This is a genomic window from Deinococcus aetherius (genome assembly GCF_025997855.1).
GTDB classification, from domain to species: Bacteria; Deinococcota; Deinococci; order Deinococcales; family Deinococcaceae; genus Deinococcus; species Deinococcus aetherius.
The window spans coordinates 2,545,117-2,570,776 of record NZ_AP026560.1; the positions used below are offsets into that span (position 1 = coordinate 2,545,117).

The 25,660-nt window shown below is 68.5% G+C and carries 24 protein-coding genes, 1 tRNA gene and 1 pseudogene; 13 read left to right on the plus strand and 13 right to left on the minus strand.

The annotated features are described in order from the left end of the window. Positions 1-6: 6 nt before the first annotated feature. The gene (locus tag DAETH_RS12940) at positions 7-408 is read right to left on the minus strand and encodes an SH3 domain-containing protein (RefSeq protein WP_264775294.1); all 402 of its coding nucleotides are present in this window, start codon (positions 406-408) and stop codon (positions 7-9) included. 47 nt (positions 409-455) lie between these two features. On the opposite strand from DAETH_RS12940, the gene DAETH_RS12945 reads away from it, so the two are divergent. Beyond that, on the plus strand, positions 456-749 hold the full coding sequence (locus tag DAETH_RS12945) for a DUF3006 domain-containing protein (protein WP_264775295.1): 294 nt from the start codon (positions 456-458) through the stop codon (positions 747-749). Further along, on the plus strand, positions 746-1,780 hold the full coding sequence (locus tag DAETH_RS12950; protein ID WP_264775296.1) for an excalibur calcium-binding domain-containing protein: 1,035 nt from the start codon (positions 746-748) through the stop codon (positions 1,778-1,780). Before DAETH_RS12945 ends, DAETH_RS12950 begins: the two co-directional genes overlap by 4 nt. 77 nt (positions 1,781-1,857) lie before the next feature. Here DAETH_RS12950 and DAETH_RS12955 read toward each other — a convergent pair whose 3' ends face one another. Both DAETH_RS12955 and DAETH_RS12960 read right to left on the minus strand, forming a co-directional pair. Then, positions 1,858-3,099 (minus strand): AAA family ATPase, encoded by a 1,242-nt coding sequence (locus DAETH_RS12955; protein ID WP_264775297.1) that lies wholly within the window; start codon positions 3,097-3,099, stop codon positions 1,858-1,860. Continuing rightward, positions 3,096-3,728 (minus strand): RNA ligase family protein, encoded by a 633-nt coding sequence (locus DAETH_RS12960; RefSeq protein ID WP_264775298.1) that lies wholly within the window; start codon positions 3,726-3,728, stop codon positions 3,096-3,098. The genes DAETH_RS12955 and DAETH_RS12960 overlap by 4 nt, the downstream gene beginning before the upstream one ends. Before the next feature lie 148 nt (positions 3,729-3,876). Between DAETH_RS12960 and DAETH_RS12965 the strand changes: the two genes are divergently transcribed. From DAETH_RS12965 to DAETH_RS12980, 4 genes are all read left to right on the plus strand, one after another. Beyond that, complete coding sequence (locus DAETH_RS12965; RefSeq protein ID WP_264775299.1) at positions 3,877-5,271, plus strand: DEAD/DEAH box helicase family protein; 1,395 nt, start codon at positions 3,877-3,879, stop codon at positions 5,269-5,271. Continuing rightward, positions 5,258-6,502: a DUF790 family protein gene (locus DAETH_RS12970; protein ID WP_264775300.1), complete on the plus strand. Its 1,245-nt coding sequence runs from the start codon at positions 5,258-5,260 to the stop codon at positions 6,500-6,502. The genes DAETH_RS12965 and DAETH_RS12970 overlap by 14 nt, the downstream gene beginning before the upstream one ends. A 311-nt stretch (positions 6,503-6,813) precedes the next feature. Further along, positions 6,814-6,885, plus strand: a tRNA-His gene (locus DAETH_RS12975). 179 nt (positions 6,886-7,064) lie between these two features. Continuing rightward, positions 7,065-7,538: a GatB/YqeY domain-containing protein gene (locus DAETH_RS12980; protein ID WP_264775301.1), complete on the plus strand. Its 474-nt coding sequence runs from the start codon at positions 7,065-7,067 to the stop codon at positions 7,536-7,538. 274 nt (positions 7,539-7,812) lie between these two features. Here DAETH_RS12980 and DAETH_RS12985 read toward each other — a convergent pair whose 3' ends face one another. The 3 genes from DAETH_RS12985 to DAETH_RS12995 all read right to left on the minus strand — a co-directional run bounded on the left by DAETH_RS12985 (position 7,813) and on the right by DAETH_RS12995 (position 10,784). Further along, complete coding sequence (locus tag DAETH_RS12985; protein ID WP_264775302.1) at positions 7,813-7,977, minus strand: hypothetical protein; 165 nt, start codon at positions 7,975-7,977, stop codon at positions 7,813-7,815. A gap of 165 nt (positions 7,978-8,142) precedes the next feature. Further along, positions 8,143-9,084, minus strand: a complete 942-nt coding sequence (locus DAETH_RS12990) for an aldo/keto reductase (RefSeq protein ID WP_264775303.1) — start codon at positions 9,082-9,084, stop codon at positions 8,143-8,145. Positions 9,085-9,524: 440 nt separating this feature from the next. Continuing rightward, positions 9,525-10,784, minus strand: a complete 1,260-nt coding sequence (locus tag DAETH_RS12995) for an ATP-binding protein (protein ID WP_264775304.1) — start codon at positions 10,782-10,784, stop codon at positions 9,525-9,527. A 287-nt stretch (positions 10,785-11,071) separates the two neighbouring features. Here DAETH_RS12995 and DAETH_RS13000 point away from each other — a divergent pair, with 287 nt between their 5' ends. The 3 genes from DAETH_RS13000 to DAETH_RS13010 all read left to right on the plus strand — a co-directional run bounded on the left by DAETH_RS13000 (position 11,072) and on the right by DAETH_RS13010 (position 12,995). Further along, positions 11,072-12,292, plus strand: a complete 1,221-nt coding sequence (locus tag DAETH_RS13000; RefSeq protein ID WP_264775305.1) for a tyrosine-type recombinase/integrase — start codon at positions 11,072-11,074, stop codon at positions 12,290-12,292. 276 nt (positions 12,293-12,568) lie between these two features. Further along, positions 12,569-12,766, plus strand: coding sequence for a type II toxin-antitoxin system HicB family antitoxin (locus tag DAETH_RS13005; RefSeq protein ID WP_264775306.1), 198 nt, complete (start codon positions 12,569-12,571; stop codon positions 12,764-12,766). A gap of 22 nt (positions 12,767-12,788) precedes the next feature. Continuing rightward, positions 12,789-12,995, plus strand: coding sequence for a type II toxin-antitoxin system HicA family toxin (locus DAETH_RS13010; protein ID WP_264775307.1), 207 nt, complete (start codon positions 12,789-12,791; stop codon positions 12,993-12,995). A gap of 867 nt (positions 12,996-13,862) precedes the next feature. Here the strand turns inward: DAETH_RS13010 and DAETH_RS13020 are convergent. The 7 genes and pseudogenes from DAETH_RS13020 to DAETH_RS13050 all read right to left on the minus strand — a co-directional run bounded on the left by DAETH_RS13020 (position 13,863) and on the right by DAETH_RS13050 (position 23,113). After that, positions 13,863-15,569: a S8 family serine peptidase gene (locus tag DAETH_RS13020; protein ID WP_319993714.1), complete on the minus strand. Its 1,707-nt coding sequence runs from the start codon at positions 15,567-15,569 to the stop codon at positions 13,863-13,865. 787 nt (positions 15,570-16,356) lie between these two features. Then, positions 16,357-17,825: pseudogene (locus DAETH_RS13025) on the minus strand (DUF4127 family protein). Between the two features lie 34 nt (positions 17,826-17,859). Continuing rightward, entirely contained in the window at positions 17,860-18,696 is an 837-nt protein-coding gene (locus DAETH_RS13030; RefSeq protein WP_264775308.1) for a carbohydrate ABC transporter permease, read from the minus strand. Further along, entirely contained in the window at positions 18,693-19,688 is a 996-nt protein-coding gene (locus DAETH_RS13035) for a carbohydrate ABC transporter permease (protein WP_319993715.1), read from the minus strand. Before DAETH_RS13035 ends, DAETH_RS13030 begins: the two co-directional genes overlap by 4 nt. Before the next feature lie 23 nt (positions 19,689-19,711). Next, complete coding sequence (locus DAETH_RS13040; RefSeq protein WP_264775309.1) at positions 19,712-21,004, minus strand: ABC transporter substrate-binding protein; 1,293 nt, start codon at positions 21,002-21,004, stop codon at positions 19,712-19,714. Next, complete coding sequence (locus DAETH_RS13045; protein ID WP_264775310.1) at positions 21,001-22,230, minus strand: ROK family transcriptional regulator; 1,230 nt, start codon at positions 22,228-22,230, stop codon at positions 21,001-21,003. Before DAETH_RS13045 ends, DAETH_RS13040 begins: the two co-directional genes overlap by 4 nt. A 592-nt stretch (positions 22,231-22,822) precedes the next feature. Further along, entirely contained in the window at positions 22,823-23,113 is a 291-nt protein-coding gene (locus DAETH_RS13050; RefSeq protein WP_264775311.1) for a hypothetical protein, read from the minus strand. Positions 23,114-23,402: 289 nt separating this feature from the next. Here DAETH_RS13050 and DAETH_RS13055 point away from each other — a divergent pair, with 289 nt between their 5' ends. The 4 genes from DAETH_RS13055 (at position 23,403) to DAETH_RS13070 (ending at position 25,587) form a co-directional block, all read left to right on the plus strand. Then, a complete protein-coding gene (locus DAETH_RS13055) occupies positions 23,403-23,843 on the plus strand; it encodes a response regulator (RefSeq protein ID WP_264775312.1) in 441 nt (146 codons plus the stop codon). A gap of 85 nt (positions 23,844-23,928) precedes the next feature. Further along, positions 23,929-24,786 carry an STAS domain-containing protein gene (locus DAETH_RS13060; protein ID WP_264775313.1) on the plus strand — a complete coding sequence of 286 codons (858 nt, stop codon included), beginning with the start codon at positions 23,929-23,931 and terminating at the stop codon, positions 24,784-24,786. Between the two features lie 7 nt (positions 24,787-24,793). Next, positions 24,794-25,186, plus strand: coding sequence for an STAS domain-containing protein (locus DAETH_RS13065; protein ID WP_264775314.1), 393 nt, complete (start codon positions 24,794-24,796; stop codon positions 25,184-25,186). 47 nt (positions 25,187-25,233) lie between these two features. Next, a complete protein-coding gene (locus DAETH_RS13070) occupies positions 25,234-25,587 on the plus strand; it encodes an anti-sigma regulatory factor (RefSeq protein ID WP_264775315.1) in 354 nt (117 codons plus the stop codon). Positions 25,588-25,660 lie beyond the last annotated feature (73 nt).

Sequence of the window (25,660 nt, forward strand, 5' to 3'; positions counted from 1 at the left end):
GTCGGCCTACCGGAGGTGCGTCTGGGAGACGTAGCCGCCCCGCCCGTTCCACTGCACCCGGCACCAGCCCGACGAGCAGGACACCAGGCGGACCGCGGTTCCCGAGGGCAGCGTCGCCACCTTGGCCGACTGCGCGGAGGGGCCTGCGCGCAGGTTGAGGCTGGTGGTCGTGTGACGGGTGGTCCCGCCGCCGGGGGCGGGAGGCGCGGCGGACAGGACGGGCGCGGCGGCGGGCTGGACGCGCCCGTTCGCCTGGCATCCGCTGGTGTACCCCAGGTCGCCGCACACGTACGATCCGGTGTCGCTCGGGCAGGAGTGCCAGCGGTGGCACCCGGAGCGGTGGGCCTGCGCGGGTGCGAGCAGCATGAACAGGACGAAGGCCGCGCTGAAGAGCAGCGTTCGCTTCATGCTGCACAGTGGCACGTGTGCGGCCGCCTCGTGCGTTACTTTGCGGCATGACCCAGGACGAGCAGGGGCGGCCGCCGGAGAGCCTGACCGGGACGCTGATCGTGGACGCCATCGAGGGTGGAAAGGCCCGAGTGGAACTCGCGGACGGCCACACCGAGGACTGGCCCCTGGCGAGCCTGCCGCGCGGCGTGCGGGAAGGGGACGTGGTCCGCCTGCACGTCGAGGGGGGCGACCTGGAACTGGAGATCGACCACGCGGCGACCCGGTTGCGCCGTGGTCAGGCCCAAGCCCAACTTGATGCCCTCAACCGTCCCGCGCCTGCCGGGGACTTCGACCTGTGAGGCAGCTGCTCACGCTGGTGGGGCTCTCCCTCGGCCTGGCCTCGGCCCAGAACCCCGGCGTGCTGACGATCCGCTTCCTTGACGTCGGGCAGGGGGACGCCATCCTGATCACCAGCCCGGAGGGCAAGTCGGTCCTGTATGACGGCGGCCGAAGTGAGCCCAGGCTTCAGGCCCTGCTGCGGCAGTACGGGGTGCAAAGCCTCGACCTCGTGGCGGCGAGCCACGCGGACGCGGATCACATCACCGGGTTGGTTCCGGCCGTAACCCTCTACAGGCCCAAGTTCTTCCTCAACAACGGCCTCGCGGCGACCACCCAGGTCTGGAGCAAGCTGGTGGCCGCCGCGCAGAAGGCGGGCACACAGGGCCTCCTGGCGAAGGACCAGACGATCAACCTGGGGAGCGTGAAGCTCACGGTCCTCGCGCCGCCTCCCGGCATGCCACGGAACGAGCAGAACTTGAACTCGGTCGGCCTGCTGGTGCAGTACGGCCCGTTCCGGGCGTTGATGACCGGGGACAGTGAGATTCCCGAGACCCGGGCGTGGTTGAAGAAATATCCCGCGAACTTGCTCGGTCCGATCGACGTGTACAAGAGCATCCACCACGGGGCGAAGAACGGCGACCACTCCGCGTGGCTCGCGGCTGTGCGGCCGAAGAACGTGGTCATCGGGGTCGGGCCGAACAACTACGGGCACCCGACATCGGAGGCCCTGAGCCTCTACCGGAAGGTGGGGGCGACGGTCTACCGCACGGACCAGCAGGGGACGGTGACGGTGGTGGTGCAGCCGGGGGGACGGTTTGCGATCACGACGGAGAAGGGCGGGCCAATTCCGGCGAATCGGCCCGCGGTCGGAACCGCGACTCCACCCGCACCTGTTCGTCCGGCGACGATCCCGGCTACCCCTGCCGGGGTAGGGACGCCGTACCGCAGTTGTGCTGAGGCGAGAGCGGCCGGGGCGGCGCCCCTGCGGCGGGGGCAGCCAGGGTACAGCCCGGCGCTGGACCGCGACGACGACGGCGTAGCCTGCGAGTGAGCGGGCCCGGGCCCTTCCTGGCGAAAAGAGCCTCCCGTGGAGACCACCGACCGGCCGGGTGAGGCCCCCGGCCGAAGTCAAGGTGTGCGGGCGACGGGCCTCTGGAATTCGTCGAGCACGACGGTGCGGTGGGCCTCGGTCACGTAGGGGAACTCGGCGTTCTCCACCTGACTCGCCACCACCTGGGCGGGAACGGCATGGGTCCGCACCGGATTGCGCTCGAAGACCGTGCTCAAGGGAGGCTGGAAGACGGCCAGGGTCGTCAGCGCCCCGTAGTCGAAGCCCAGCCGCAGCGGGATCCCCCGGAAGTCCCGCCGCGTGTTCGTCGCGTCCCACACCACCCGCCGCCCCGCGCGCAGGGAAGCTTTCAGCCGCTCCTTGGCCTCCTGAAGCACCCGGCCGTTCACGCTCTGGTCCGCGCGCTTCCCGGCCAGCTCCTCTCGCAGCAGGTCCAGCGACACCACGTCGTAGTCCGGCAGGTGCCCCGCCACCCACGCACTTTTCCCCGAACCACTCGGCCCGCAGGTGACGACGAGCTGGGGAAAGCCCGCCCGGGCGGCGTAGCCCCGGGCCACGGCCTCCTCGGGCGTCTGGATCAGCCCGGCCTCGTAGTCGAGGATGCCCTGCTCCCGCACGAGATCGCGGTACTCCGGGGGAAAGGCGGCGAGTGTCCCGTCGATGACCTCCCGCCACTCCCGGTACGGCTCCGGGTTCCCCCACATCCCGTACTCCTCGGCCCCCAGGCGGAAGAGTTCCAGGTCCTCCAGCCGCGCGCCCTGGTCAGCGGCGATCCGTCCCCGAATGTCCGCCACCTCCAAGAGGTACAGCAGGGGCAGGTTCGCCTGGCGGGCGAGCCGACGGTAAGCTCGTTCACTCCCGATATTCAGGGTGCGTCCGAGATCATGATGGTGTCCGACGAGCGCCATGACGGTGTGAACCACCGGGTAAGGCAGCCCCAACTCCGGGAGGCGGTACGCCAGATAGGAGCGCCCCCGGTCGGCGTGCCGGGGGGAGATGGTCCGCCTCTGTCCCGTGTCGGCCTCGGCCCGGCGGGTGGTCAACGCCTTGCCGAGGTCGTGGAGGGCGGCAGCCAGGACAAAGACCAGGCGGTCTTCCGGCCGCAATCCCTCTGCCAGGTCGTAGGCCTCGGCGAGGACCAGGTGGGTGTGGGTGGCCACGTCGCCCTCCCCGTGCCACTCGGGGTCCTGAGGCGTGCGGGCCAGGTCCGCGAGCAGGGGGAGGACGTCGCCGAGGGCCTCGACGAGGGCCGGAAAATCCGGCCGACCTCCCGCTTGCAGGTCCAGCAGGAAAGGCCTCATCCCCGCTCCTCCAGCGTGTTCGGCACAACGGCCCGGTGCAGCCAGTGCTCATCCGTCTGAACGTGATTCATCCGCACCCATTTCGCCACGTGGGACGAGAAGGCCGCGAAGGGGAAGGCCACGGTTGTCCGGACGACGTACCCTTCCATGCGCTGCTCGTCCACCTCGAGCCCACGCACGAGCCGTTCATCCCAGGGCCCCCGGTACAGTTCCTCTGGCGTCGGCACACCGAGTTCCTCGGCCCACAACAGCGTCTCGTCCCAGCTCAGACAGGTGTTGGTGTCGTCCCAGATGCTGAACAGGTAGAAGTACGACGCCAGGTTCTCGTAGGCGAGCGAGTGCCGGGCGTACAGGTTCTCCCCGCAGGCCCGCCAACCTCCGGGCAGCAGGTACCCGATGCGGCCCTGCAGCCCCTTGACCCAGTCCCGTGAAGGGTGAGGGCGGGGATCCAGGGACCGGGCGTGTAGGCCGTCGCGGTAGAGCGTCGTGTTCTCGCCGTCGAGCTTCTCGCTGACGACCACCTCGTGGCCCTCGAAGGCCTGGACGTCGGCCATGCGGGTGTCGTCGTCGCTCGCACCGGGCGACCAGGGCAGGTGGGGGGTGCGGGGGTACTTGACGCGGCTGGACATGGCAGGACTCCGCCACCCAGGGTAGGCACTTCCGGGCCAGACCGACAGGGCCAAATGGACGAGGAGGGTGCGCCGGAAGCCCTGTTCGCTGCTGAACCGTCAAGTGGGACAGGACAGCCTGGGGGTCGCCCCGCTAGCATGCCCTCAGATGGCCCCCACCCTGAAGCTCGATCGTGGGACCCTCGTGATGTACGAGGTGCCAACCCCTGTGGCCGCTCACTTCACCTGGGACGCGCGGAGCCAGTCGTGGCGCGCCCCAGGGAAGGCCTACCGGGACGTGATGGAGGGGCTGCGGGCGGCCGCCATCCCCGTGCGGGACGAGGCCGCGGCGTTTCGGAGGCTCGAATTGGGCTTCGCCCGGGAGCTGACCCCCTACCGCCATCAGCAGCTCGCCCTGCACGCCTGGAAGCAGGCTGGGCGCCGGGGCGTCGTCGTCCTGCCCACGGGGGCCGGGAAGACCTTCGTCGCCCAGCTCGCCATGCGGGACACGCCGAGGAGCACCCTGGTCTGTGTTCCCACCCTCGACCTGATGCACCAGTGGTACTCGGGCCTCCTCGCCGCCTTCCCGGATGCCGACGTCGGCCTCCTCGGAGGTGGCAGCAGGGATGAGACCCCGGTCCTGATCAGCACCTACGACTCCGCGGCGATCCACGCGGAGCAACTGGCGGGCAGATACGCGCTCCAGGTCTTCGACGAGGCCCACCACCTGCCCAGCGACTTTCACCGCGCGGTCGCCGAACTGGGGCTGGCCCCCTACCGTCTCGGGCTCACCGCGACGCCCAGACGCAGCGACGGGCGGGAGTTGCACCTCGAGGACCTGATCGGAAGGGTGGTGTACCACTGCGCCCCCGATGACCTGGCGGGCGACACCCTGGCGGACTACCGCGAGGTGGTGATCCGGGTGCGGCTGAGCCCCGCCGAGCAGCGGCACTACGACGACCTGATCCGGACTCGCAACGACTTCCTGCGCAGGAACAACATCCAACTGGGATCCATCGACGGGTGGAAGCAGTTCGTGATGAGCAGCGGGACGCCCCAGGGCCGGGCGGCCATGCTGGCCCACCGGGAGGCGAGAAGTCTGGCCTACGGCACCGAGGGCAAGCTGCGCGTCCTGGAGGAGGTGCTGGCGAACCACCCCTCGGACCGGACCCTGATCTTCACGGACGACAACGCCGCCGTGTACCGCATCAGCCGCGACTTCCTGATTCCCGCCATCACCCATCAGACCCCGGTGAAGGAGCGGCACGCCCTGCTGGAGAAGTTCAGGAGGGGGGGGTACCGGATCCTCGTCACCAGCCGGGTGCTGAACGAGGGGGTGGATGTGCCAGAGGCCGCCGTCGCCGTCGTGCTCTCGGGCACGGCGACCGAACGCGAACACATCCAGCGCCTCGGGCGCATCCTGAGAAAGGCCGAGGGGAAGAGCGCCGTTCTGTACGAGGTCATCACCGAGGGGACCAGCGAGGAGCGGGTCAGCCGCCAGCGCCGGGGGCAGTGGCAGGCGAGGAGTGAGTTCAACCCCGAGGACCTGAATGCTCCCGACTGAGTTGCTGCTCTTCCGGGTCAAGGCGGGCCTGGTCGAGCCCCGGCGGCTCAAGCCCCACAGCAACAACCTGGGGCTCGCCGGGCAGCTCATCGCCACCTTCGAGGCGAATCTGGGGCGGCGGCGGGCCGACCTCGACGACGATCTCAAGACCCTGGAGGCCGGGCGCGCCGACTTCAAGGTGATCCGGGGTCTGGCCCAGCTCCTCACGACCGGGGCGGCGACCTTCGAGACGGGTGGGGACGTGGAGCCGGGCGTCGTGCGGGGCAAGGTGTTCGAGCTGGTACAGGCCCACCCGCCCTCTCGCCACCGCCGGACCCTGGTCCTGGAGCAGGCGGCCGCGGCCCTCTCCCAGGAGCGCCACCTTTCCGCCGAGGACATGGCCGACCTCCTGTACGCGGACCTGCCCGACCAGCAGCGGCTGGTCGCCTTCGACCCGCCGGAGCCCCGGGAACTTGTCGAACGCTTCAATCTCGCCCAGGCCCAGGGGATGCTCTACCGCGCCTACAGCCTCGTCATCACCGCCCGGCGCAACGAGCCCGCGCGGTACAAGCAACTGCTCAAGTACACGAAGCTCTTCGGCCTGATGGTCACCGTCGAGGGGGACGCGGACTACGGCTTCACCCTGACAATGGACGGGCCCACGTCCCTGTTCGGGGGCACGACCCGCTACGGCCTGGCGATGGCGAAGTTTCTCCCCGCCCTGCTCCACGTCACGAAGTGGGACCTGACCGCGACCCTGAAGCCGAGGACGGACCTGGACTGGGTGGACAATAGCGAGTCCGAGTGGCTGTTCGAGCTGACGAGCGAGGACGGGTACGTCAGCCACTACAAGCCGCCGGAGGAACATGACTCCGCCCTGGAGTCCGGGTTCTCCGACCGTTTCGCCAGGCTCGACACCCCCTGGACCCTGGAGCGGGAGGTGGACCTCGTGCCGGTGCCCGGGGGCGTGATCGTGCCGGACTTCCGGCTGGTGCACCCGAGCGGCCGAAGCGTCCTGATGGAGATCGTGGGCTACTGGCGCCCGGAGTACCTGCGCAAGAAGTTCGAGCTCCTCCGCAAGTCCGGGCGACAGGACGTGATCGTGTGTGTGTCCGAGCGACTGAACCTGGAACGCGCGGGCGTGGACCCCAGCGACTTCGATGAGCGGCTGGTGTGGTTCAAGGGCGTCTTGAATCCCAAGGACGTGCTGGCGACAGCCGAACGCTGGCTCGGCGACGCAACGCCCACCTGAGCGCGCCCCATCCCCCATCAGGGATGTGGTGGCCCGTTCCCCTGATTGTCCAAGGGAATGGCTTACCTGTGCGCTACGCCGTTTTCCCGATGGCACTCCCTTGCACCCTGGGTACTCTTCATAGAGGTGACGCTGTGACGAACCGCTCTCACCACCCCGAACGACGGGTGCCCGAGCTGGTGCACCTCCGCCCGGACCTCAAGCGACCATACCGGTTCTCTGTTCGGCGGTCCTCCCGCGAGTCGGCGAACTGGGGAACGGCAGTGCCAGCAGACCCTCAGCTTGTGCATCGGCAAGCCGAGGTGTTGATGGTGGTCGTCGTTCAACGGCAGGGCGCCGCGTTGTGGACGCGGAGATCATGGGTTCGAGGCCCAGCGATCATCCCGTGGGGAGCTGGCCGAGCAGCGAAGGCGCACGGGGGAGTGAATCCTCCCTGCCCCCCCTGCACAGGTGGGCCGCTTGATGGAAAAGAGCCTGACCCACGACCTGTGGAGACTGCCGGTTCGGCTCCAGCACACCACGGTTCCCTCCGTACCGAGAACGGAGGTTCAGGAGGACGTCTATGAACCTCACGACCCTCAAGGCCCGACACCTCATCGCCCGCAAGGAGAGGAACGCCCCTCAGGCCGCCGTGCTCGGTCGCGTCATCGGCGATACCGAGACCCAGGTGAAGAACAGGCCCGGAACCGACCAGGGCGCCCTGGTGACAGGTGTGCTGGCCGACCAGCTCACGGCGATGCTCAGGGAGCGCGCCCAGTTGGCGGGCCTGGGCCGCGACACGGCCCGGGTGGACGTGGAGTTGGCCGTCCTGCAGGCCCTGGACACGGAGGTCAGGCAGGAGCAGGCGCGTGTGGACGCCGAGCGGCTTGCCCGGCAGCTCTCGCCCGAGGCGCTAGAGGCGTCGGTCCGGGAGGCGGTGGGGGGTGGCGCCACCGATCTCGGCGCCGTGATGAAGTGGCTCAAGGAGCGGCACGGCGGGACCTACGATGGCCGCCTCGCCAGCCAGACCGCTCGGCGAATCCTCGCAGGTGGCTAACGAGGGTGCATCAATGTCAACTGGAGTCGTGACTTCGCTGCGGCGAGGCTGACCAGACCGGGCGGAACCCCGGGTCCCCGGGCGTGGCCGGGGCAGACCGGGAGTTCTGCCCGGTCATTGTTGGTCGGCGGGTGTTGCCGCGGCGGACCCTGTGCCGTCAAAGAGGCCGCGTCGTTCGGGTCCGCGCACCTTCTGCCGCAGCCTGTAGCGGTCAACGGCCCTTCAACCTGCGCTCCTCGCGTGCCGCCTCTTCCCGGATGGCCGCCCGGAGCAGCTACCCGAAGCCCGCCTTCTCGATGTGCAGCACGAGATCCCTCACGGTCGTCCTGAGGGCCGTCGCCGTGTCCCCCAGGTGCCACTCGTGCGCGGCGAGCTGGCTGGGCAGGTGGGCACGGCGGACCTGGGCGGCCGGGAGCTGGAACGTCTGAAGGTAGAGCACTTCCCCGTCCTGGCACACGAGGCGCTCCCCGACGTGGTTGGGTTGTGCCGCATCGAGATCGGTGATGAACCGCTCCGGCGTGAGTTTTCCCGGCTGGTCGACGCAGCGGCTCCGGAGGGGGCGGTCCAGCAGATCCGCGAGCTTCCCACCTGTCCCGGCGCAGGGTCAGGCCGAAGTGAGGCGGTCCACCTCCGCGAGGTCCTCCGGGGTGAGCGTCCACTCGGCCGCCGCAACGTTCTGGTCGATCTGCTCGGGCCGCGTGGCCCCGGCGATCACGCTGCCCGTCACGTCGCTCGCCAGCAGCCAACTCAACGCCAGGTCCAGCAGGGTGTGCCCCCTCGCCTCGGCGAACTGGCGCAACTCCTCCACCACCCGCCAGTTGCGTTCCGTCAGGTAGCGGTTCTGCGCGTTCTCCGACCCGGTGATCCGCGCGCCCTCTGGTAAGGGCTGTCCGGCCCGGTACTTCCCGCTCAACAGGCCGCTCGCCAGCGGGAAGTACGGCAGCAGGCCCAGCCCCAGCTCGCGCATCGTGGGGATCAGCTCCCCCTCGATGTCCCGCACCAGCAGGCTGTACTCGTCCTGGCAGGAGGTGAAGCGGGACAGCCCCAGCCGCCTGGCCGCCTCGTCCGCCGCCCGCACGCCCGGGGCATCCATGTTGGACACGCCGACGTGACCCACCAGGCCCTCGCGGACCAGTTCATCCAGGGCGCCCAGCGTGTCCTCAATGGGGGTATCGGGGTCGGGGCGGTGGAGCTGGTACAGGTCGAGGTGGTCGGTGCCCAGGCGGCGCAGGCTGGCTTCCAGCGCCTGACGGACGTAGGCGGGCCGGGCGCCCTGAAGCTCGCCGCTGTCGTCCATGGGCAGGCCGAACTTGCTGGCGAGGACGATGTTCGCCCGTTCTGATCCCAGCGCCCGGCCCAGCATGGTTTCCGATCCTCCCCGGTTGCCGTAGACGTCGGCGGTGTCGAAGAGGGTGATGCCCCGGTCGAGCGCCCGCCGGACGACAGCATCGGTGGCGGCCTGGTCGAGGCGCCCGCCGAAGTTGTTGCACCCGAGACCGACGGCGGAGACCCGAAGGCCGGAGTGACCCAAGACGCGCATCTGCATGGGGGCATGCTAGGTCAGAATGAGCCTCGCTCACGAAGGAGGTTCCTTCCGTCGACCCGCGGCAAGGTCGCCCGGGCGGGCGCGGCCGACGGATCTGGCCGATGCACCAGCTTGCACACCCCTCGCACGCCCGACGCACACTCGGGGATGCCCAGCCAGGAGGGTGAGGAAACGGTTGCGCAGGCGGGTCGGCGCGGGGTGTGTGCACCCAGTTCGTTCGGGAGGCAAGATCACAGCCTGGCGGGGGCTGGCGAGCTACCAGGACCCCGAAATGGGCAAGCAGCGCCGGGAAGTCCGAGACCCGCAAGACGAGGGAGGCGCCGATTGGGGATCAGCCAGGTGGGGGGACGCCGGGATGCACGACCACCCGCACGCAGGCTGCCCCAGGTCACGGCCCGCTCGCTCCGACCGCCGCGAGAGGGCTGCGACGTCGGTGGACTTCACCTCCTGTCGGCGCCGGACCCCCGGGCTGCGTCCTGCCAGGTCCACAATGCCCCGAGGGGAACGGCGTGCAGCCGTTCGCCGAAGGGCAGCACGCGCTCTCCGGTGTAGAGCACCACTCCCCGGTGGAAGTGGGCGGCGTCCTCGCTCAGGGCACGCAGGCCGCCGAAGTCCCTGCCCGTCACGGTGGCGGCCGCCTTGACCTCCACGCCCACCACCCTCCCATCGCGCGCCTCCAGCACTGCGTCCACCTCCGCGCCGCCCGCCGTGCGGTAGTGGTAGAGCCTCGCGCTCACCGCGCTCCAGCTGAGCTGGCGCTGCAACTCGCCGACCACGAAGTTCTCCAGCAGCGCGCCCAGGCTGCCCCGGTCCTGCGAGAAGCGCGCCTCGCCCACCCCCAGCAGGTGGGCCGCCAGCCCCGTGTCGGGCAGGTACACCTTGGGTGCCTTGATCAGGCGCTTGCCGACGTTGCTCGACCACGCGGGCAGGGTGTCCACCAGGTACAGGGCGCGCAGCAACTCCAGGTAGCGCGTGAGGGTGACGTTGTTCAGGGCCGCGTCACGCCCCAGGTCGCTGGCGTTGAGCAGGTTCCCGGCCCGCGCGGCGAGGAGCGTGAGGAGCCGGGGCAGTTCCGTCACGCCCGCGATCCGGCTGAGGTCGCGCACGTCGCGCTCGATCAGGGTGGTGAGGTAGTCGCCAAACCACGCGGCGCGCCGACGTTCGCTGCCACGGGCGACGGCCTCGGGATAGCCGCCGCGCAGGAGGCGGGCGCTGAGGTCGTCCGGTCTGCCGCCCGCAGGGAGTGTGCCCGGCAGCGACTCCGCGAACAGGGCGGCGGGAAAGTCCTCGCGCACGCCTTCCTGTTCGCCCTGGGACAGGGGCCACAGGTGTTGAAGGCTGACCCGCCCGGCCAGCGAGTCGGCCACCCGGGGCAGGGTCAGCACGTTGGCGCTCCCGGTGAGCACGAATCTCCCGGGCTGACGGTCACGGTCCACGCTGGCCTTGATGGGCAGCAGGAGTTCGGGCGCCCGCTGAATCTCGTCGAGCAGGGCGGGTGAGGGCAGATCCCGCACGAAGCCCACCGGATCGCGCCGGGCGGCGTCCAGCACGCTCAAGTCGTCCAGCGTGAAGTGCGCCGCCTGGGGAGCGAGCCGCGCCGCGAGCGTACTCTTGCCGACTTGCCGCGCCCCCACGATCAGGATGACGGGCGTGTCGCTCATGGCGTCCCGAACCTCTTCCAAAAGATGTCGCTCGAACACTCTGACAATCTAACAGTTCCTGTTAGATTGTCGAGGCTTTACTAGAGATGTCCGCTCGCCCCCGGCGATGCCCCTTGCCTTCCTGTTCGAGTCGGGGGGTCCGCCGACACCAGCCTGCGCTGTACGGACAGGAGAACGGCTTTCGGCATCGAGGAATGGCTATCGGGGACACCGGGGAACGTTCCGTCCTAGGTCGTGGCACACCTCGCACACGCCAGGAGCACATCCTCGAATGCCCAGCTAGGGACGTGAAGAAACGGTTGCGGAGGCGGGTCGGTGCGGGATGCGTGCATCCAGTGCGGTCGGGTGGCAAGATCACGGCGTGGCGGGGTCTGGCGAGCTACCAGGACCCCGAGACGGGCAAGCAGCGCCGGAAGTCGGTGACCCGCAAGACCAGGGCGGCGGCGGTCACGGCCCTCCGGGCGTTGATCGCCACGTTGCCGAAGGCGGCCCGGGCTTCCCGTCGCAAGCTGGAGGTCACCGCTCTCCCTCCAGCGACAGACGAGGCGAGCGTCCTGGCCTTCCTGCACCGCTGGTTGGCCTTCAAGGCGCGGGAGGTGCGGCCCACGACCCTGCGCTCGTACACCCACACCCTGTGCCACATCGCACCCCACCTTGGACACGTTCCCCTCGCCGACCTCACCGCCCTGCACGTCGAGGATGCGGTCAGCGCCCTCCTGGCCGGGGGACGCTCCCTGAAGACGGCCGCTTCGTCCCTGCACACGCTGCGAATGGCGCTCCGGCAGGGGGTGCGCTGGGGCGTTTTGGAGCGGAACGTCGCGGAGCAGGTGCGGCGGCTGCGCACACCGACGATGGAGCTGAAGGTGTGGACGCCTCAGCAGGCGCGTGACTTCCTGACGGTGGCCGAAACCCACCGGCTCTACCCGCTGTTCGCGCTGGCACTGAGCACCGGAATGCGCAAGGGTGAGTTGCTCGGCGCCCGCTGGGAGGATCTCAACATGGAGCGGGGGGAGTTGGCGGTCCGGGTGGGCCTCATCCGGGGGAGCACGGGCGAGTGGGTGCTGGGCGAGCCCAAGACGCGCGCAAGTCGGCGCACGCTGATGCTCGCGCCGGACCTGCTGGAGATCCTGGGGCGACACGAGCGGGAGCAGCGGGCCTGGCACGGTCGCTTGGGCCCGGAGGCACCGCTGTTCACGCGGGCAGGTGGGGCCAACCTCGACCCGTCGAACGTCTCACGGGTGTTCCGAATGCTGATGCGGCAGGCCGGGGTGCCCCGGCTGCGCTTCCACGACCTGCGGCACACGGCGGCCAGCCTGATGGTGCGGCGGGGGGTCAGTGCCAAGCTGGTGAGTGACCGCCTGGGACATGCGGATGTCGCGTTCACGCTCCGCGTCTACACCCACCTGTACGACGACCAGCGCCGGGAGGCGGCCCTTCCGCTGGATCAGTTGCTCTCCGGGCCCGTGAAGGAACCCGGGAGCCCGTCCCCGGACGAGCTGATTGCGCAACTGCAACGACTTCTGGCGGCCCTGCAACGAGAGCCATGAGGACGCCAGGCGGTAAGAACCGAAGAAAAGCGGGAACATGGCTGGAAAGGGGGATAATAACGCCCCTGTGTCTTTACCCCCTTTCCCCTTCGTCATTCCCCTGGCACGGCCCAGCTCAGTCGGCACCCCTGATTAATCTGGACGCGCACATGTGTGACATCGTCACTCACAACGCCGCCAACTACGCCGGTGTTCCCAACCTGAAGATCATTTCGGAGCCGCGCGCGTGACGCAGGAGCGGAGGCCGCGCCCGGAACAGGCCAGTACACTACGGGCATGAAACTCAAGATTATCGTTCACGACGCCGAGGAGGGCGGCTACTGGGCCGAGGTGCCCGCCCTGCCCGGCTGCGCTTCCCAGGGTGAAACACTAGAAGAGGTGCTCGCCAACATGCGCGAGGCCATCGAAGGTTGCCTTTCGGTGGACGCTCAGACGAGCGAACCCGGTGCCCGCGTGATGGAGATTGCCATTTAAAGCGTTCGTCTTGCCGCCCGTCATGAAGCAGCTTTCCGGAAAAGCGTTCGCGGCTCTGCTGGAGCGGCGCGGTTGGCACCTGCTTCGCGTTAACGGAAGCCACGACATTTACGGCAAGCCTGGCGAAAGTACGCGCCTGTCGGTGCCCATTCACGGCAACACGCCCTTAAAAATTGGTTTGCAACGGCACTTCATGCGTGTGGCGGGCCTGAGCGAGGACGATTTGTAATGAAGGATCAGACCAGACCGCACAACCTAAAACTCGAACTCACCGAGGTGGTCAAGGATCACCGCCCCCGCCTGGAACCTCGCCTACTGCTACCCGACGAGGAGCGTAGCTGTGCGGCGGCTGCCCGGGTCGGCGAGATGACAACCGGGTCCGGCTCCACGGCTCGTTGGACAACTTGGCGCCGCAAGAATTTGCCTGCCGTTTGACGGGGCCAGCCGGCCTTCGGTGAGGGGTCTGTGCCGGACCACGCCATGGGGCAGGCTCAGGAGAGTCCTTATTCGCCTCGTGCTGCGGGCGATGCGGGACGAGGGTGTGCTGGCGGTCACGGGCCGGGGACAGGCAGCGCGGTAGCGTCGGAAATGAAGGGGCGTGCCTGACCGGGCCGGCATGTCGAACGAGTTCCTGCCCCTTCCCATCGTTGGGCCTGCACAGACAGCAGGCAACAGGGCTTCAAACGCCGCCGCCGAACTCAGGAACTTCTCGCCCTCCACGCCCGATTCTCAAACCTCCGCCACCTCACCCCTATCCACCTCATTCCGACGAAGCCACCTCAGGGGCCGTGCAGGTCTGGGGTGGCACGGCGGGTCATCGGAACGTTGGATTGCCCGCCGGAAATGTTGGTCTGCTCGTCGTCAACCTGGCCAGAACTTTCCATCGTGGCCGCGTTGCCTGTGTGTCACTCATTGGAGCGTCAGGCCAAATTCGAGGGACTATCTCTGCACAACCTCGCCTGGCATAGCGAGCAGGGGCATCCAGTCTGCCCTCACCTTCTCGCTGACACTCGGATCAGAAGCGGGGGAGCCACGTTGAGGTGGGGCATGTGAACGAGGCCGTCCCTGCGGGACGGCCTCGTGGGTGGATGCTGGTTCAGTTGCCGTTCAGGGCCTTGCTGGGGTTCACCAGGCCATGCCCGAAGTAGATGTCCCGCCCGTTCGCGCCGAGGTCCGTCGCAGTGTTGTCGAGCAGGGCGCGCAACTGGTCGTTGGTCAGGTTCGGCTTACGCGCCCACACCAGCGCCGCTGCGGCCGACACGTGCGGCGTCGCCATGCTGGTGCCGTTCAGGTACGCGTAGTCCGAGTGATAGATCTTCACGTGCCCCGTCACAGGTCCGTTCGCGAGGGCCGCGAGCGTGTTCTGGCCGTCCTGCTGCGTGATGCTCACCGAAGGGATGGCCTGCTGCTGCGCGACGCTCATGATGATGGTGCCGCTCGTGTTGTTGTACACGATCGCGGCGACCGCGCCGCTCTTCGCAGCATTGCTGACCTTCACGGCGAAGCTGCACGTACCGCGCGAGATCAGCGCGATCTTCCCAGCAAGGTTCGGGTCGGTGCTGCACAGCTTACCGTCCCCGCCTGCCGCCGCGATCTGGGCGGTGACGTCCCCCAGGGTCGTGGGGTTGCTGGCGAGCACGCTGCTGTAAGCACTCACGCCGCCCGCACTGGCGTCGGCGCCGGAGCCCATGCCGCGCGGCACGGTGGACAGCACGTTCTCACCCGGCGCGACCAGCTCGACCTGCTTACCGAACGTGGAGAAGCTCGACAGGTTGCCTTTGTCATTGATCGACCCGACTGCCATGACGGTCGGGTACGACGCGGGGTAATGGGGTTCGTTCAGGCCGGTGTTGCCCGCCGCCGCGACAACCAGGGCGCCTGCCTCGTACGCCTTGGCGAACGCGCGCTGCTCGGTCTTGCTGCCCTCTTCAGAGCCGAGTGACAGGGAGACGATCACGTGGTCCTCGGTGCCGCCCTGGCTCCTGAGCTGCCCGACGCACCAGTTCACGCCGTCCACCACGCCGCTGCTGCTGCCCGAGCCGTCGTCACCCAGCACGCGCGCCATGTACAGGTTCACGCCGGGTGCCACGCCGACGACGCCACCCGCGTCCATGCCGGTCATGAGTTCTGTGCTGCCGTGACCGAGCTGCGCGAAGATCGTGCCGCTCACATGCGTGCCGTGCTCGTTCCCGTCCCAGGGGGTGGGGTGGTCATCCCCCATGAAGTTCGCGTAGCCCTTGAGTTTCCCCGCGAACTCGGGATGGCCCGCGTCAATGCCCGTGTCGGCCACGCACACCGCGACGCCCGAGCCGTCCCTGCCAGCGGCGTTCAGGGCGGGACTCTTCAGGGCGACCGTCCCGTACGTCGCTTCACCTTGCGGCACCCAGAGGGTGGAGGTGTTGCTGCCGGGGTTCAGGCCGGGGCGACCGCTGTCCGTGCTGGGAGTGGTGGGGTCGTCGGTGACGCCGGACGGGCCGCCCTCGACGTGGCGGGTGACGTCGGCTTCCACGTACTCCACGCTCGGGTCGCCCTGCAGGGCGGCGACGCCCTCGGGCGTGAGGGTCACGAGGGCGGCGGAGAGGTTCTTCCAGCTCTTCTTGAGCTGTCCGCCCGCCTTCGTGATGCTGGCGCTGTTGACGCCCACGCCGCTCTTGAAGCCGACGAGGTAGGCTTTCGTGCCCGAAGTGGCCTGCGCCGTCACGCTTCGGGAGGTGACGGTTGCGGCGGTCGGCGCATTGGTGTTACTGCACGCGGCGAGGCTGAGGCCAAGACCGATGGCGAGGATGCCGTGGAATTTACGCATGATTCCCCCTGCTGCGCCCTGTGAGCGCAGGTCCCGTGTTTTTTGGTGCTGCCGCACTATACCGAATCCAAAAAATCGCGCAAGAGGGGACGCCGTTGCGGTGTGTGTCTGAAGGCTGTTCAGGGGGCCTGCCGCACACCGTGTTGAAGAGGCGGCGAAGTGAAGGGCCGCGGTGAGGTCGGTGGACGAGTCGTCTGTTCCGCCTGACCGCTTCGATAGCATGCTGTTCCTGGAAACCATCGTCGTGACGAAGCCGGTGTGGCAACTGGAAGCCGCGTTCGGCTGAGGGGCACGGAGCTCCGGGGGCCTGACCTGAGCGGGGGTGTGCCCTGTCCGTGCCTGACCCGCAGGAGCAACGACGATGCCATCCGACCATGAAAGAACCTGACGAGAAGGGCAGGACGCCGGGAAATGCGATTCTGATCGCTGGAACGGGCACCAACCGTGACCAGCCGCCACAGTGGAGCTTCCACTTAGGAGTTGCCGCGCTCAGCACCTGATGAGGTGAGAATATTGTCGTCTCATAGCGGGAAAAGGGGCCATAAACAGGTCGATGTACGTATAGTGTCAACGGCGCCGTTGACATTGTGCGCGTGGCGGCGCCTGGAGGTGCCGAAGACGCTTGGCAAGGTGGCAGTGCCCGAGACAGCAAATTCAAGCACCACCTCGGGGTGACAGCTCCCCAGGGACGGGATGAGGCCGAGGTCACCGGCAATCGGGAGGCGCCGCAGGATCTCTTTCGCCAGGACACCTCGATCTCGGTGTTCCGACTCGGCAGTTCCACTGTTCACCGCAAGAGCAGCGGAAACACGCCCGTGAACAGGCGTGGCCAGGCGAGATACGGCTCTTCCGGCTCCAGCCTGTACCCAGTGTGCGCGAAGTGCTGGTCCCACAGCGACTGCATGAGGGGCATCATGGACTCGGCGACGAGGGCCTGGGCGAGCGGAAGGTGATGACCGAGGTCGAAGGGATCGGCGCCCGGCAACCTGGCCTCCACCTCCGGCCGCACACGCCCCTGGTACAGCGCGTCGTCCACCATCCGCGCGAAGAGCGCCTCGACCCGCGCCCGCTCGTCGCGCACCCGCACCGCGCCCATGGCGATGGCGCTGCCCAGGGTATTGCCCGCCGTGTTCCAGGCCGCGTACCCAGTCAGGCGTGCCAGGGGCAGGTCTTGCATCAGGTGCCACAGGCGCAGCTCGGCGCCGTTGGGGTAGGCGATGTCGGCTACCACCACGCGCCGCCCATCCTCCAGGCTGTCCCGTACGAAGTCCACGAAGGCCGGCAGATGGCGGTGGGGCGTGTCCACCGTTCTGTAGTCGGGCTGGGCCCCAGCTTGCCGTGTGCCGGGAGTGTTGATCGCCAGCACGAAATCCGCGCCTGGCACGATGTCCACCTGCTTGCACCCCGCCGCGCGCAGGTGGGCCCGCACCAGTTCCCCGGCCGGTCGGTCCTCGTAGATCAGCTCGGCCCCGGCGCCCAGGGCGCCCGAGTAGTGCACGTACACCCGGGGCTCCCCATCGCGCAGGGCGCGGGCGATCAGCGCGCAGGGCACCTCGTCGGCGCCGGGGTACACGTCCACCCGGCGCCAGAGGCCCAGTTCGTCCACCCGCGCCTCCAGCAGGCGGCGGTCAAAAGCGGCCAACCCATACGGTGTGGTGTCGTCGAGGGTCAGGCACAGGTGTTCGATCACGTCGCCCAGGACCAAGTCCAGCGCCGCGAGGTGCAGCGCCCGGTTGCGCTCGCGGGTGGCGGTCCAGTCCGCCAGAACGTCGGGGGGCACCTGCGTCCGTGCGTCTTCGAGTGCCGCCATGAATCCCGCCCCGTGCCGTGCGTGGCGGTCGAAGGCGTCGCTGTAGGCCCGCAGCCCCGCTCCCCACTCGCCGTAGTAGGGTTTTTCCTCGTGCGGGTCGTCGTCGTGGGCGACCCGCACGATCACCCCGAAGGCGTACACGCGCAGGTTCGGATGCTGGCGCTTCACCTCACGTAACGTCTCCAGCCGGGCCAGGGCGTCCTCCAGCGGGTCGCTCACCCGCCGGGCAGGAATCATGCCGCCGAGAGGCAGACGACGAGCACGTCCGCGTGTGACGTCTCCTCCAGCAGCCACGCCCGCAGCAGGTCGGTGTCGCCCGGCTCGTTGAGCTGCGGCAGTGCCCCTGGGGGCGGGACCCGCACCTCGGCGCCCGCCATCCGCGCGAGCTGGCTGGGAAGATCGAGGGTTGGCGGGCGAACGTCGGGGGGAATCAACAGCAAGTTCATGGGCGCCGGACTCCCCGGGAGGTGGGTGGGCGCCTCACCCCTTCACCGCGCCTTCCAGGCCGCGCACGAATTCGCGCTGGAACAGCAGGTAGATCACGACGCTCGGAACGGTAGCGAGCACGGCCCCGGCGGTGATGAGGCGCTGGTCGAAGCTGAAGTGCGATTGCAGGTACGACAGGCCCAGCGGCAGCGTGAAGAGGTCGCGGTCCTCCAGCACGATCAGCGGCCACAGAAAGTTGTTGAGGGAGGCCACGAAGTTGAAGATGACCAGGGTGGCGAGCACCGGGCGGGCCAAGGGCAGCATGATCCGCCAGAACGTCTGCCACTCGCTCGCCCCGTCGATGCGCCCGGCCTCCTCCAGCTCGTTGGGGATGGCGGCAAATCCCTGCCTCAGCAGAAAGATCGAAAAGGCCGTCACCGCGCCGGGCAGCGCCACGCCGAGGTAGGTGTTGTACAGCCCCAGCTTCTGGATGGTGAGAAACCACGGGATGATCTGCACCGCCCCCGGCACGAGCAGGGTCACGAGCACCAGGGTCAGGATCAGGTCGCGGCCCGGAAAGCGCAGCCGCGCCAGGGCGTAGGCCATCGGCGTGGAGAACAGCAGCACGAGCGTCGTGTCGAGCACGGCCAGCCCCAGGCTGTTGCCGAAAAAACGCCACAGGCCCGGCGAGGGCAGCTCACGGGTGAGCCGGAAGAAGTTGCCGAGGGTGGGGTGCTGCGGAAAGAGCGGCGCGGGCAGCGCGTAGATGTTCTCGCCCTGCCCGCGCAGCGAGGTGGACAGGCTCCACAGGAAAGGCCCCAGGGTCAGCAGCGCGATCAGGAGGAGCAGGGCGTAGATCGGCAGCGTTCTCAGGCCGCGCGCGGGGTTCACACGTCCCTCCCGGCGCGCAGCACGACGCGGTAGTACACGACGCCGAAGAGAAGCGTCAGCACGGCCAGCGCCAGCGAGATCGCCGAGGCGTACCCGATGGCGAGCGCCTGCCCGAAGGCCTTCTCGTACAGGTAGTACACCAGGGTCGTCGTGGCGCGAAAGGGCCCGCCGCCCTCGGGAGGGCGCCCGGTCATGACGACCACCTCGTCGAAAACCTGAAGGGCGGAGATGGACGCCAGCAGGGTCACGAAGAGGATATACGGGCGCATCAGCGGCACGGTGATCCAGCGGAACTGCTGCCACGCCGTGGCCCCGTCGATGCGCGCCGCCTCGTAATACTCGGAACTCACGCTCTGGAGGCCCGCCAGGTAGATCACGAGGTAGTAGCCCGTGTACCGCCACAGGGTCACCAGCATCAGCGCGAACAGCGGCAGCAGCGGCGCGTCAGCGGTGCCCTGAAGCCACGCGATGTGGTCGCGCGGGAATCCCAGGGCCGCCTTGACCCACCCCTCCAGCCCCGCCCCGGCCAGCAGGCTGTTCAGGAGCCCGTTGGAGGCGTACATCCACTTCCACATCACGCCGATCACCACCGAGGAGGTGATGACCGGGATGTAGTAGGCGGTGCGAAACAGGCCCACGCCGCGCAGGGGGCGGTTGACCAGCACCGCCAGCACGAGTGGCAGCAGCACGAGGACCGGCACCACCAGCAGGTACAGCAGCGAGTTGCGGGTGGCCGTCCAGAACACCGGGTCCTGCGCGAGTTGCCGGTAGTTCTCCAGCCCCACCCAGCGCGGTGGGCTCAGGAGGTCGTATTTCGTGAGGGACAGGTAGGCGGTGGAGGCGAGGGGATACAGGCCGAACACGGTGAACAGCAGCAGGCCCGGCGCGACCATCAGGAGGGCGAAGCGCGCCTGGGCACTGCGCCACGGGGCGGGCCGCGGGCGCCTGGTCGGGGCGGAGACGGCGGGCGCAAGGGAGGAGGGAGCACGCATGGTCGTGAGGTTGGAGGCCCGGCCTAGCGGGCCGCGAGAACTTTGTTCCAGGTCGCCTGGGCATCCGCCAGGGCTTTTTGCGGGTCCTTCTGCCCCAGCAGCGAGGCCTTGACCGCGTCCTTGAGGGCGGTCGTCAGCTCGTCATAGCGCTCGGTGCTGATCTTGGGTGGGCTGATCCTCGCCCGCAGCATCTGCGAGGCGGAGATGCGTTTGAGGGTGGTGTACGCCTGATTTAGGGCGGCCGTCTTGGCGCTCGTCTCGGGCTGCTTGAAGAAATTGCTCCTGAGGGCCTGCGTCGTGCCGGGCAGTTCCGTGCCGTTGGTAAACCGCGCGTGCGCCAGCATGGCCGTGTCGCTCGTCACGAAGCGGGCCCACTTGGCAGCCTCGGCGGGGTACTTGCTGCCGCTCATCACCGCCACGTCCATCGTGGCCGCGTTCGGGATGCCGTAGTACGCCCCGATGCCCAGCTTGCCAATGTCAAAACCGTTCGGAATGAGCTGGCTCCCCACGAACCACGGCCCGGTGATGGCGATGGCGAGGTCCCCGGCACCGAAGCGGGTCACCTCCTCCTTGAACTCGGCGCTGGGCGTCTCCTCGGGCATCAGGCCCTGGTCGTAGGCGGCCTTCCAGAATTTAAGGGCGGCCACTGCGCGCGGGGTGTTGAAGGCGGCCCGCTTGCCGTCGGCGCTCAGCAGCGGGATGTTGTACGACCGGAAGAAGTTGTACGGGTTGCCCAGGATGGTGCCCGTGGGCATAAAGGCGTACTTGCCGGTCTTCGCCTTGATCTGCCGCCCCATGCGCAGCAGGTCCGCGTCGCTCGTGGGGCCCTTGTTGGGGTCGAGGCCAGCCTGCCGGAAGATGTCCTTGTTCCACAGCACGACCTCGGTGGTGAGGTAGTACGGCAGCGCGCCCACGTCGTTGCCGTACCGCATCGCCGACAGGATGTTGGGCAGGTACGAGGCGAGGTCCTGCTTGCTGAGGTACTTCTGCAGCGGCACGAGGGCCCCCTCGGCGGCGAAGCGGTGGGTCCACTCGTAGGAGAGGTTCACCACGTCAGGCTCGCGCCCCGCCGCGACGGCCTGCACGAGGCGGGTCTGGACCTCGCCGAAGGGCACGTCCACCCACTTGATCTGCACGCCCGGGTTCTGGGTCTCGAACTGCTTGATGAGCCCGTTCATGAGTGGCTCGTACGACGCCATCTCGGCGGTCCAGAAGGTGATGACCTTGGGCGAGCCCTGGGCACCCGCGGTGAGGGGAGCGGCGCTCAGGGCGCAGGTGGCAGCAAGGAGCGCGGCGCGAGACAGGACCTTGTTCATACTTGACCTCCCAGGGTCGAGGAGAGGGCGGCAGGGCCAGGGCGGCGCGGGGGTGCCGCACGTGGAGCGGCGAGGCGCACGGCGGCGAGGTGGTCCCAGGCCCGCGTCACGGCCCAGGCGGCACCTCCATGCAGGGTGGCGTGTTCGTTGAGCGCCGAGGCGAGGAGTGTGGGTGGCCTGGGGTGGTGACGGTGCAGGGCAGCGTGCAACTCGCCCGGCCACCGCGCCAGCAGGGCCGCGCCCAGACCACCCCCCAGCACGACGGCCTGAAGGTCGAGCAGGGTGTGCAGTTGGGCCGAGGCGTGGGCCAGCCTGTCGAGGAGGTCGAACACGGCCTCTAGCGCCGCGCGTTCACCGCGCAGGGCCGCCGCCACGATCTCGAACGTGGTGGCGGCCGGCCAGCCCCGCCCTGCGGCGCTCAGGCGCAGGGCCTCGCCACTGAGCTCGCTCTCCAACGAACGGGATTCCGTGCGCTGAAGTCGCCACTCTCCAAGTTCTCCCGCGTACCCCTGGGCGCCGCGCAGGAGGCGCCCGCCAGAGAACACTCCTGCCCCAAGGCCGGTGCCCAGGGCCAGGTAAGCGAAATGGTCAAGGTCGCGGGCGACGCCGTAGAGCCGCTCGCCGACCGCCGCGAGGTTGACGTCGTTCTCGACCGTCACGTTCCCGGGGGCCACGCCCGCGAACAGTCCCGCCAGCGCCTCACCGAGCGGGGCGCCGTGCAGGATGGGCAGATTCGGAACGTTGTCGATCCGGCCGTCCGGGCGCACGACGCCGGGCACACCCGCCGCGAGCGCGATGGGCTCCGCAGCCAGACCGTGCTGCCCGGCGAGCTGTCGATGTCCAGCTCGCACGGCGCCGGTCAGGGCGGTCAGGTTGGCCGTCGGGGTGGGGATGACCTGCTCGGCGCAGATCTCGCCACGCAGGTCGTGCAGGGCCAGGGCCGTCTTGGTGCCGCCGATGTCCACGCTCAGGACATGGGCGGCGGCGGCATTCAGGGCGACCACGGCGCGCCGTCGTCCGGTGGCATTCACGGTCTGTCGCTCGTCCAGCTCGACCACCAACTCTGCGGCGATCAACTCGCGCAGCGCGTGTGTGAGGGTAGGACGGCTCAGCCCCAGCCGCTCCGCCAGGGCTGCACGCGAACTGGTCCCGGAACTTCTGAGGGAGCCGACGATGGCCTGCAGGTTCTGCTGCCGAATGCGTGACGCGTTGTGGCCCTCCAACATGAGACCCCCAGACCTATTAGTTAATTAGATAAACTAAGCTTGGATGAGCCTGTGGCTTTTGTCAAGCGCTGGGACACTGGACGAGCCGACTCCTGAAGCCAGATACAGCATGTCTGGTACGTCTCTACGCCGGGCCTCGGGGTACGTCCGGCGAAGGCGGGGCTTGCTCACGAGAATCGGCCAGCCGCTTAAGGCCATGCTGTACCTCGGCGCGAACGGGGGGCTGCGGCGATGACAGGACATGTTCGGACACCCACCCGGACTACTCAGCAGGTCAGGGACGTGTCGGGGGTGGGCCCGAGGAAGCCCCCCTCCGCGCTTGAGCAGGCCATGCCTTGTCCGTGCCTTACGCAGGCAGGAAGTGGGGAGCCCTTACAGATGCTAAACGGAGGGGCCTGAGCCGGGAACTGGAAATGTCGAAGAGAGCGTCTGTTGCGGCCCGGGTAGTGGGTGAGCTTACACTTACGGATCAGAAGGCCAAGAGCTCGAATCTCTTCGGGCGCGCCAAGAGAACTTCCCGCTGAAGGTGTTTTTCTTTTGGGCTGAGGCGGTGTGGGCGTGCCTTGTTTATGCCTTACGAAGGGACGCTGCATCAACGGCAGTTCGCCGTGCCGTACCTCGTCCTCTCTTCCACCATCACGTTGGTGAAACGCATGACGAGCTTGCCGACAAGGCCGTGCCACAGCACGCCGATCACGACCGCGACGCTGTTGGCGACCACCCCGACGATCAGCGACGCCCGCGCCCCACAGATCAGCCGCGAGAGCAGGTCACGTCCGAGGAGAGCGGCACGGTCACGGCGTAGACCGCGCCAGACGGCGCCCCTTCCCGCCCTGGGGACGTGCGGACCGGGAGGTCTGCCTCTCTCACTGGGTTTGCCCATTTCACATCTCCTCCCGTCACAGGCCGGGGAAGGCCGTCACGGAACAGGACCGCAGGCTCCGCCAGGGCGAGGACGGATCACGGGGCACCAGCAGAGGGGCGGACCCGGGTGACGGGGACACCCGCAAACAAAGGAGGGACCGACTGCGGAAGGGGGAATGGGGCTGCGGCACTTCTCCCCCTTTCCTGTCCGCCCTCATCCCTCTTCGCCCCCTGGTTCCACCCCGCCAAACCCCTCTTTGGTGACGTTCGGACAGATGGAGTATGGAACCTCCTTATACTGAGCATTCATGCACTCCGCGTCCTCATCGGTTCTGCTCGTCGAGGACAACGAGGCCTACTCGTACCTCACCCGGCGGCTCCTCCAGTCGATCAACCCGGCCCTGGACGTACACGTGGCGAGGGACGGCGAGGAGGCCCTGGCGTTTTTTCGCCGCCACCGTCCCCGACTGGTGCTGCTCGACCTCGTCGTGCCGTCCCCGTCGGGTCTTGAGTTGCTCCAGGCGATGAAAGGCAACGAGGAGACCGCGCATCTTCCCGTGATCGTCCTCTCGGGCCACGGGGATGACCGGCGGGTGTGGAGTGCCTACCATCAGTACGCCAACGCTTTTCTGATCAAACCGGACGCGCCCGATGACCTGCACGCGGCCCTGGTGGCCCTCAACGACTTCTGGTTCAAACGGGTGCTGCCGTCTCCCGGGACGCGGCCAGTCGAACGCAACCCGGCCTGAACGCTGCGAGGAGTCCGGGTTGCTAGACTCTGCCGGGGAAAGGGCTGATCAGAGCGCTTCTGGCCCGCCCGCCCCACCACCTCCTATGGATACCCCCCAACAGACCGTTGTTCAAGCCGTGCAGCACGAGCCCGAGGCGCTGCTGCAAAGCTGGCTGCGTGAGCAGCTCGCCGCGCCGACCCTGCGCCGCGATCTCATCGGCGAGGCAGAACTGACCGCGCAGTCGCGGGAGTTCCTGCGTCACTTCTCGCGGGCGGTGAGTGCGGGCAACCTCCTGGACACCGGGGCGGGGAACTGGACCGAGGTCCGCGCCTTTCTGGAGGACCTGTCCCGGCAGCGCGCCGCCCAGGGCTTCTCCTTTTCCGAGGTGGCGACCTTCGTCTTCTCGCTCAAGCAGCCGCTGTTCGAGCGCCTGCGGGAGGGCTCCGGCGCGAACCTGGCCGACGCGCTGTGGACGCTGACCTCGCTGCTCGACGGGCTCGGGCTCTACACCGTCGAGGTCTACCAGCGCAGCCGGGAGGCGATCCTCGAGCGCCAGCGCCAGGAGATGCTGGAGCTGTCCACCCCGGTAGTGAAGGTCTGGGACGGCGTGGTCGCGCTGCCCCTCATCGGCACCCTGGACAGCGAGCGCACCCAGGTCGTGATGGAGACGCTGCTGGAGCGCATCGTCGAGACGGGCTCCACCCTGGCGATCATCGACATCACGGGAGTGCCCACGGTGGACACCCTGGTGGCGCAACACCTGCTGCGTACCGTCGCTGCGGCACAGCTCATGGGCGCGGACTGCATTATCAGCGGCATCCGGCCCCAGATCGCGCAGACCATCGTGCATCTGGGCATCGACCTGAGCGGCGTGACCACCAAGGCGTCGCTGGCCGACGCGCTCCAGATCGCCATGGAGCGCACCGGCTTCCGGGTGCAGCGCGGCCTCCCGGGCGCCTGAGCCTGCTATGGACCGCCTGCCGATCCTGCGGCTCGGGGACTGCCTGCTCGTCACGATTCAGGTGGACCTGCACGACCGCCTCGCGCTGACCCTGCAAGACGACCTCACGAACGCCATCGCCCGCACGGGAGCGCGCGGCGTCCTGATCGATATCTCCGCGCTGGACATCGTGGACTCGTACATCGGGCGGGTGCTGGGCAACATCGCCGCAATGAGCCGGGTGCTGGACGCGGAGACCATGATCGTCGGCATGCAACCCGCCGTGGCGATCACGCTGGTGGAACTGGGCGTCACCTGGCAGCACGTGCGCACCGCGCTGAACGTCGATCAGGGCATGCGGAGACTGCGGGCCTCCATCGACGGCCCGCGTGGACGGCCCGAAGGCGGACGTGACGGGTGACGGGCGCGGCGTCTGAGCCCCTCCCCATCCACAGTGAGGAGGACGTCGTGCGGGTGCGCCACGCGGTCCGCGCGCTGGCGGTGGCGGTCAGATTCAGCCTCGTCGAGCAGACGAAGCTCGTCACCGCCGCCTCCGAGCTGGCGCGCAACACACTCGTTCACGGAGGAGGAGGCGTGGCGCGGCTGGAGCGCGTGGAGGGGGGCGGGCGCGTGGGCCTGCGCATGACCTTTGAGGACCAGGGGCCGGGCATTCCCGACGTGGGGCGGGCCCTGCAAGACGGCTTCACGACCGGCAGCGGCCTGGGTCTGGGTCTGGGCGGCTCGAAGCGGCTCGTGGGCGAGTTCCAGATCGACTCCACGCCCGGCGTGGGCACCCGCGTCACCGCCACGAAGTGGAAGTGATGGGGAGAGTCGCCCCCGAACCATGTGGAAAAGGCTGCCGTTGTGAGCCGGGCGCTTCATTCCGCTGCCCCCC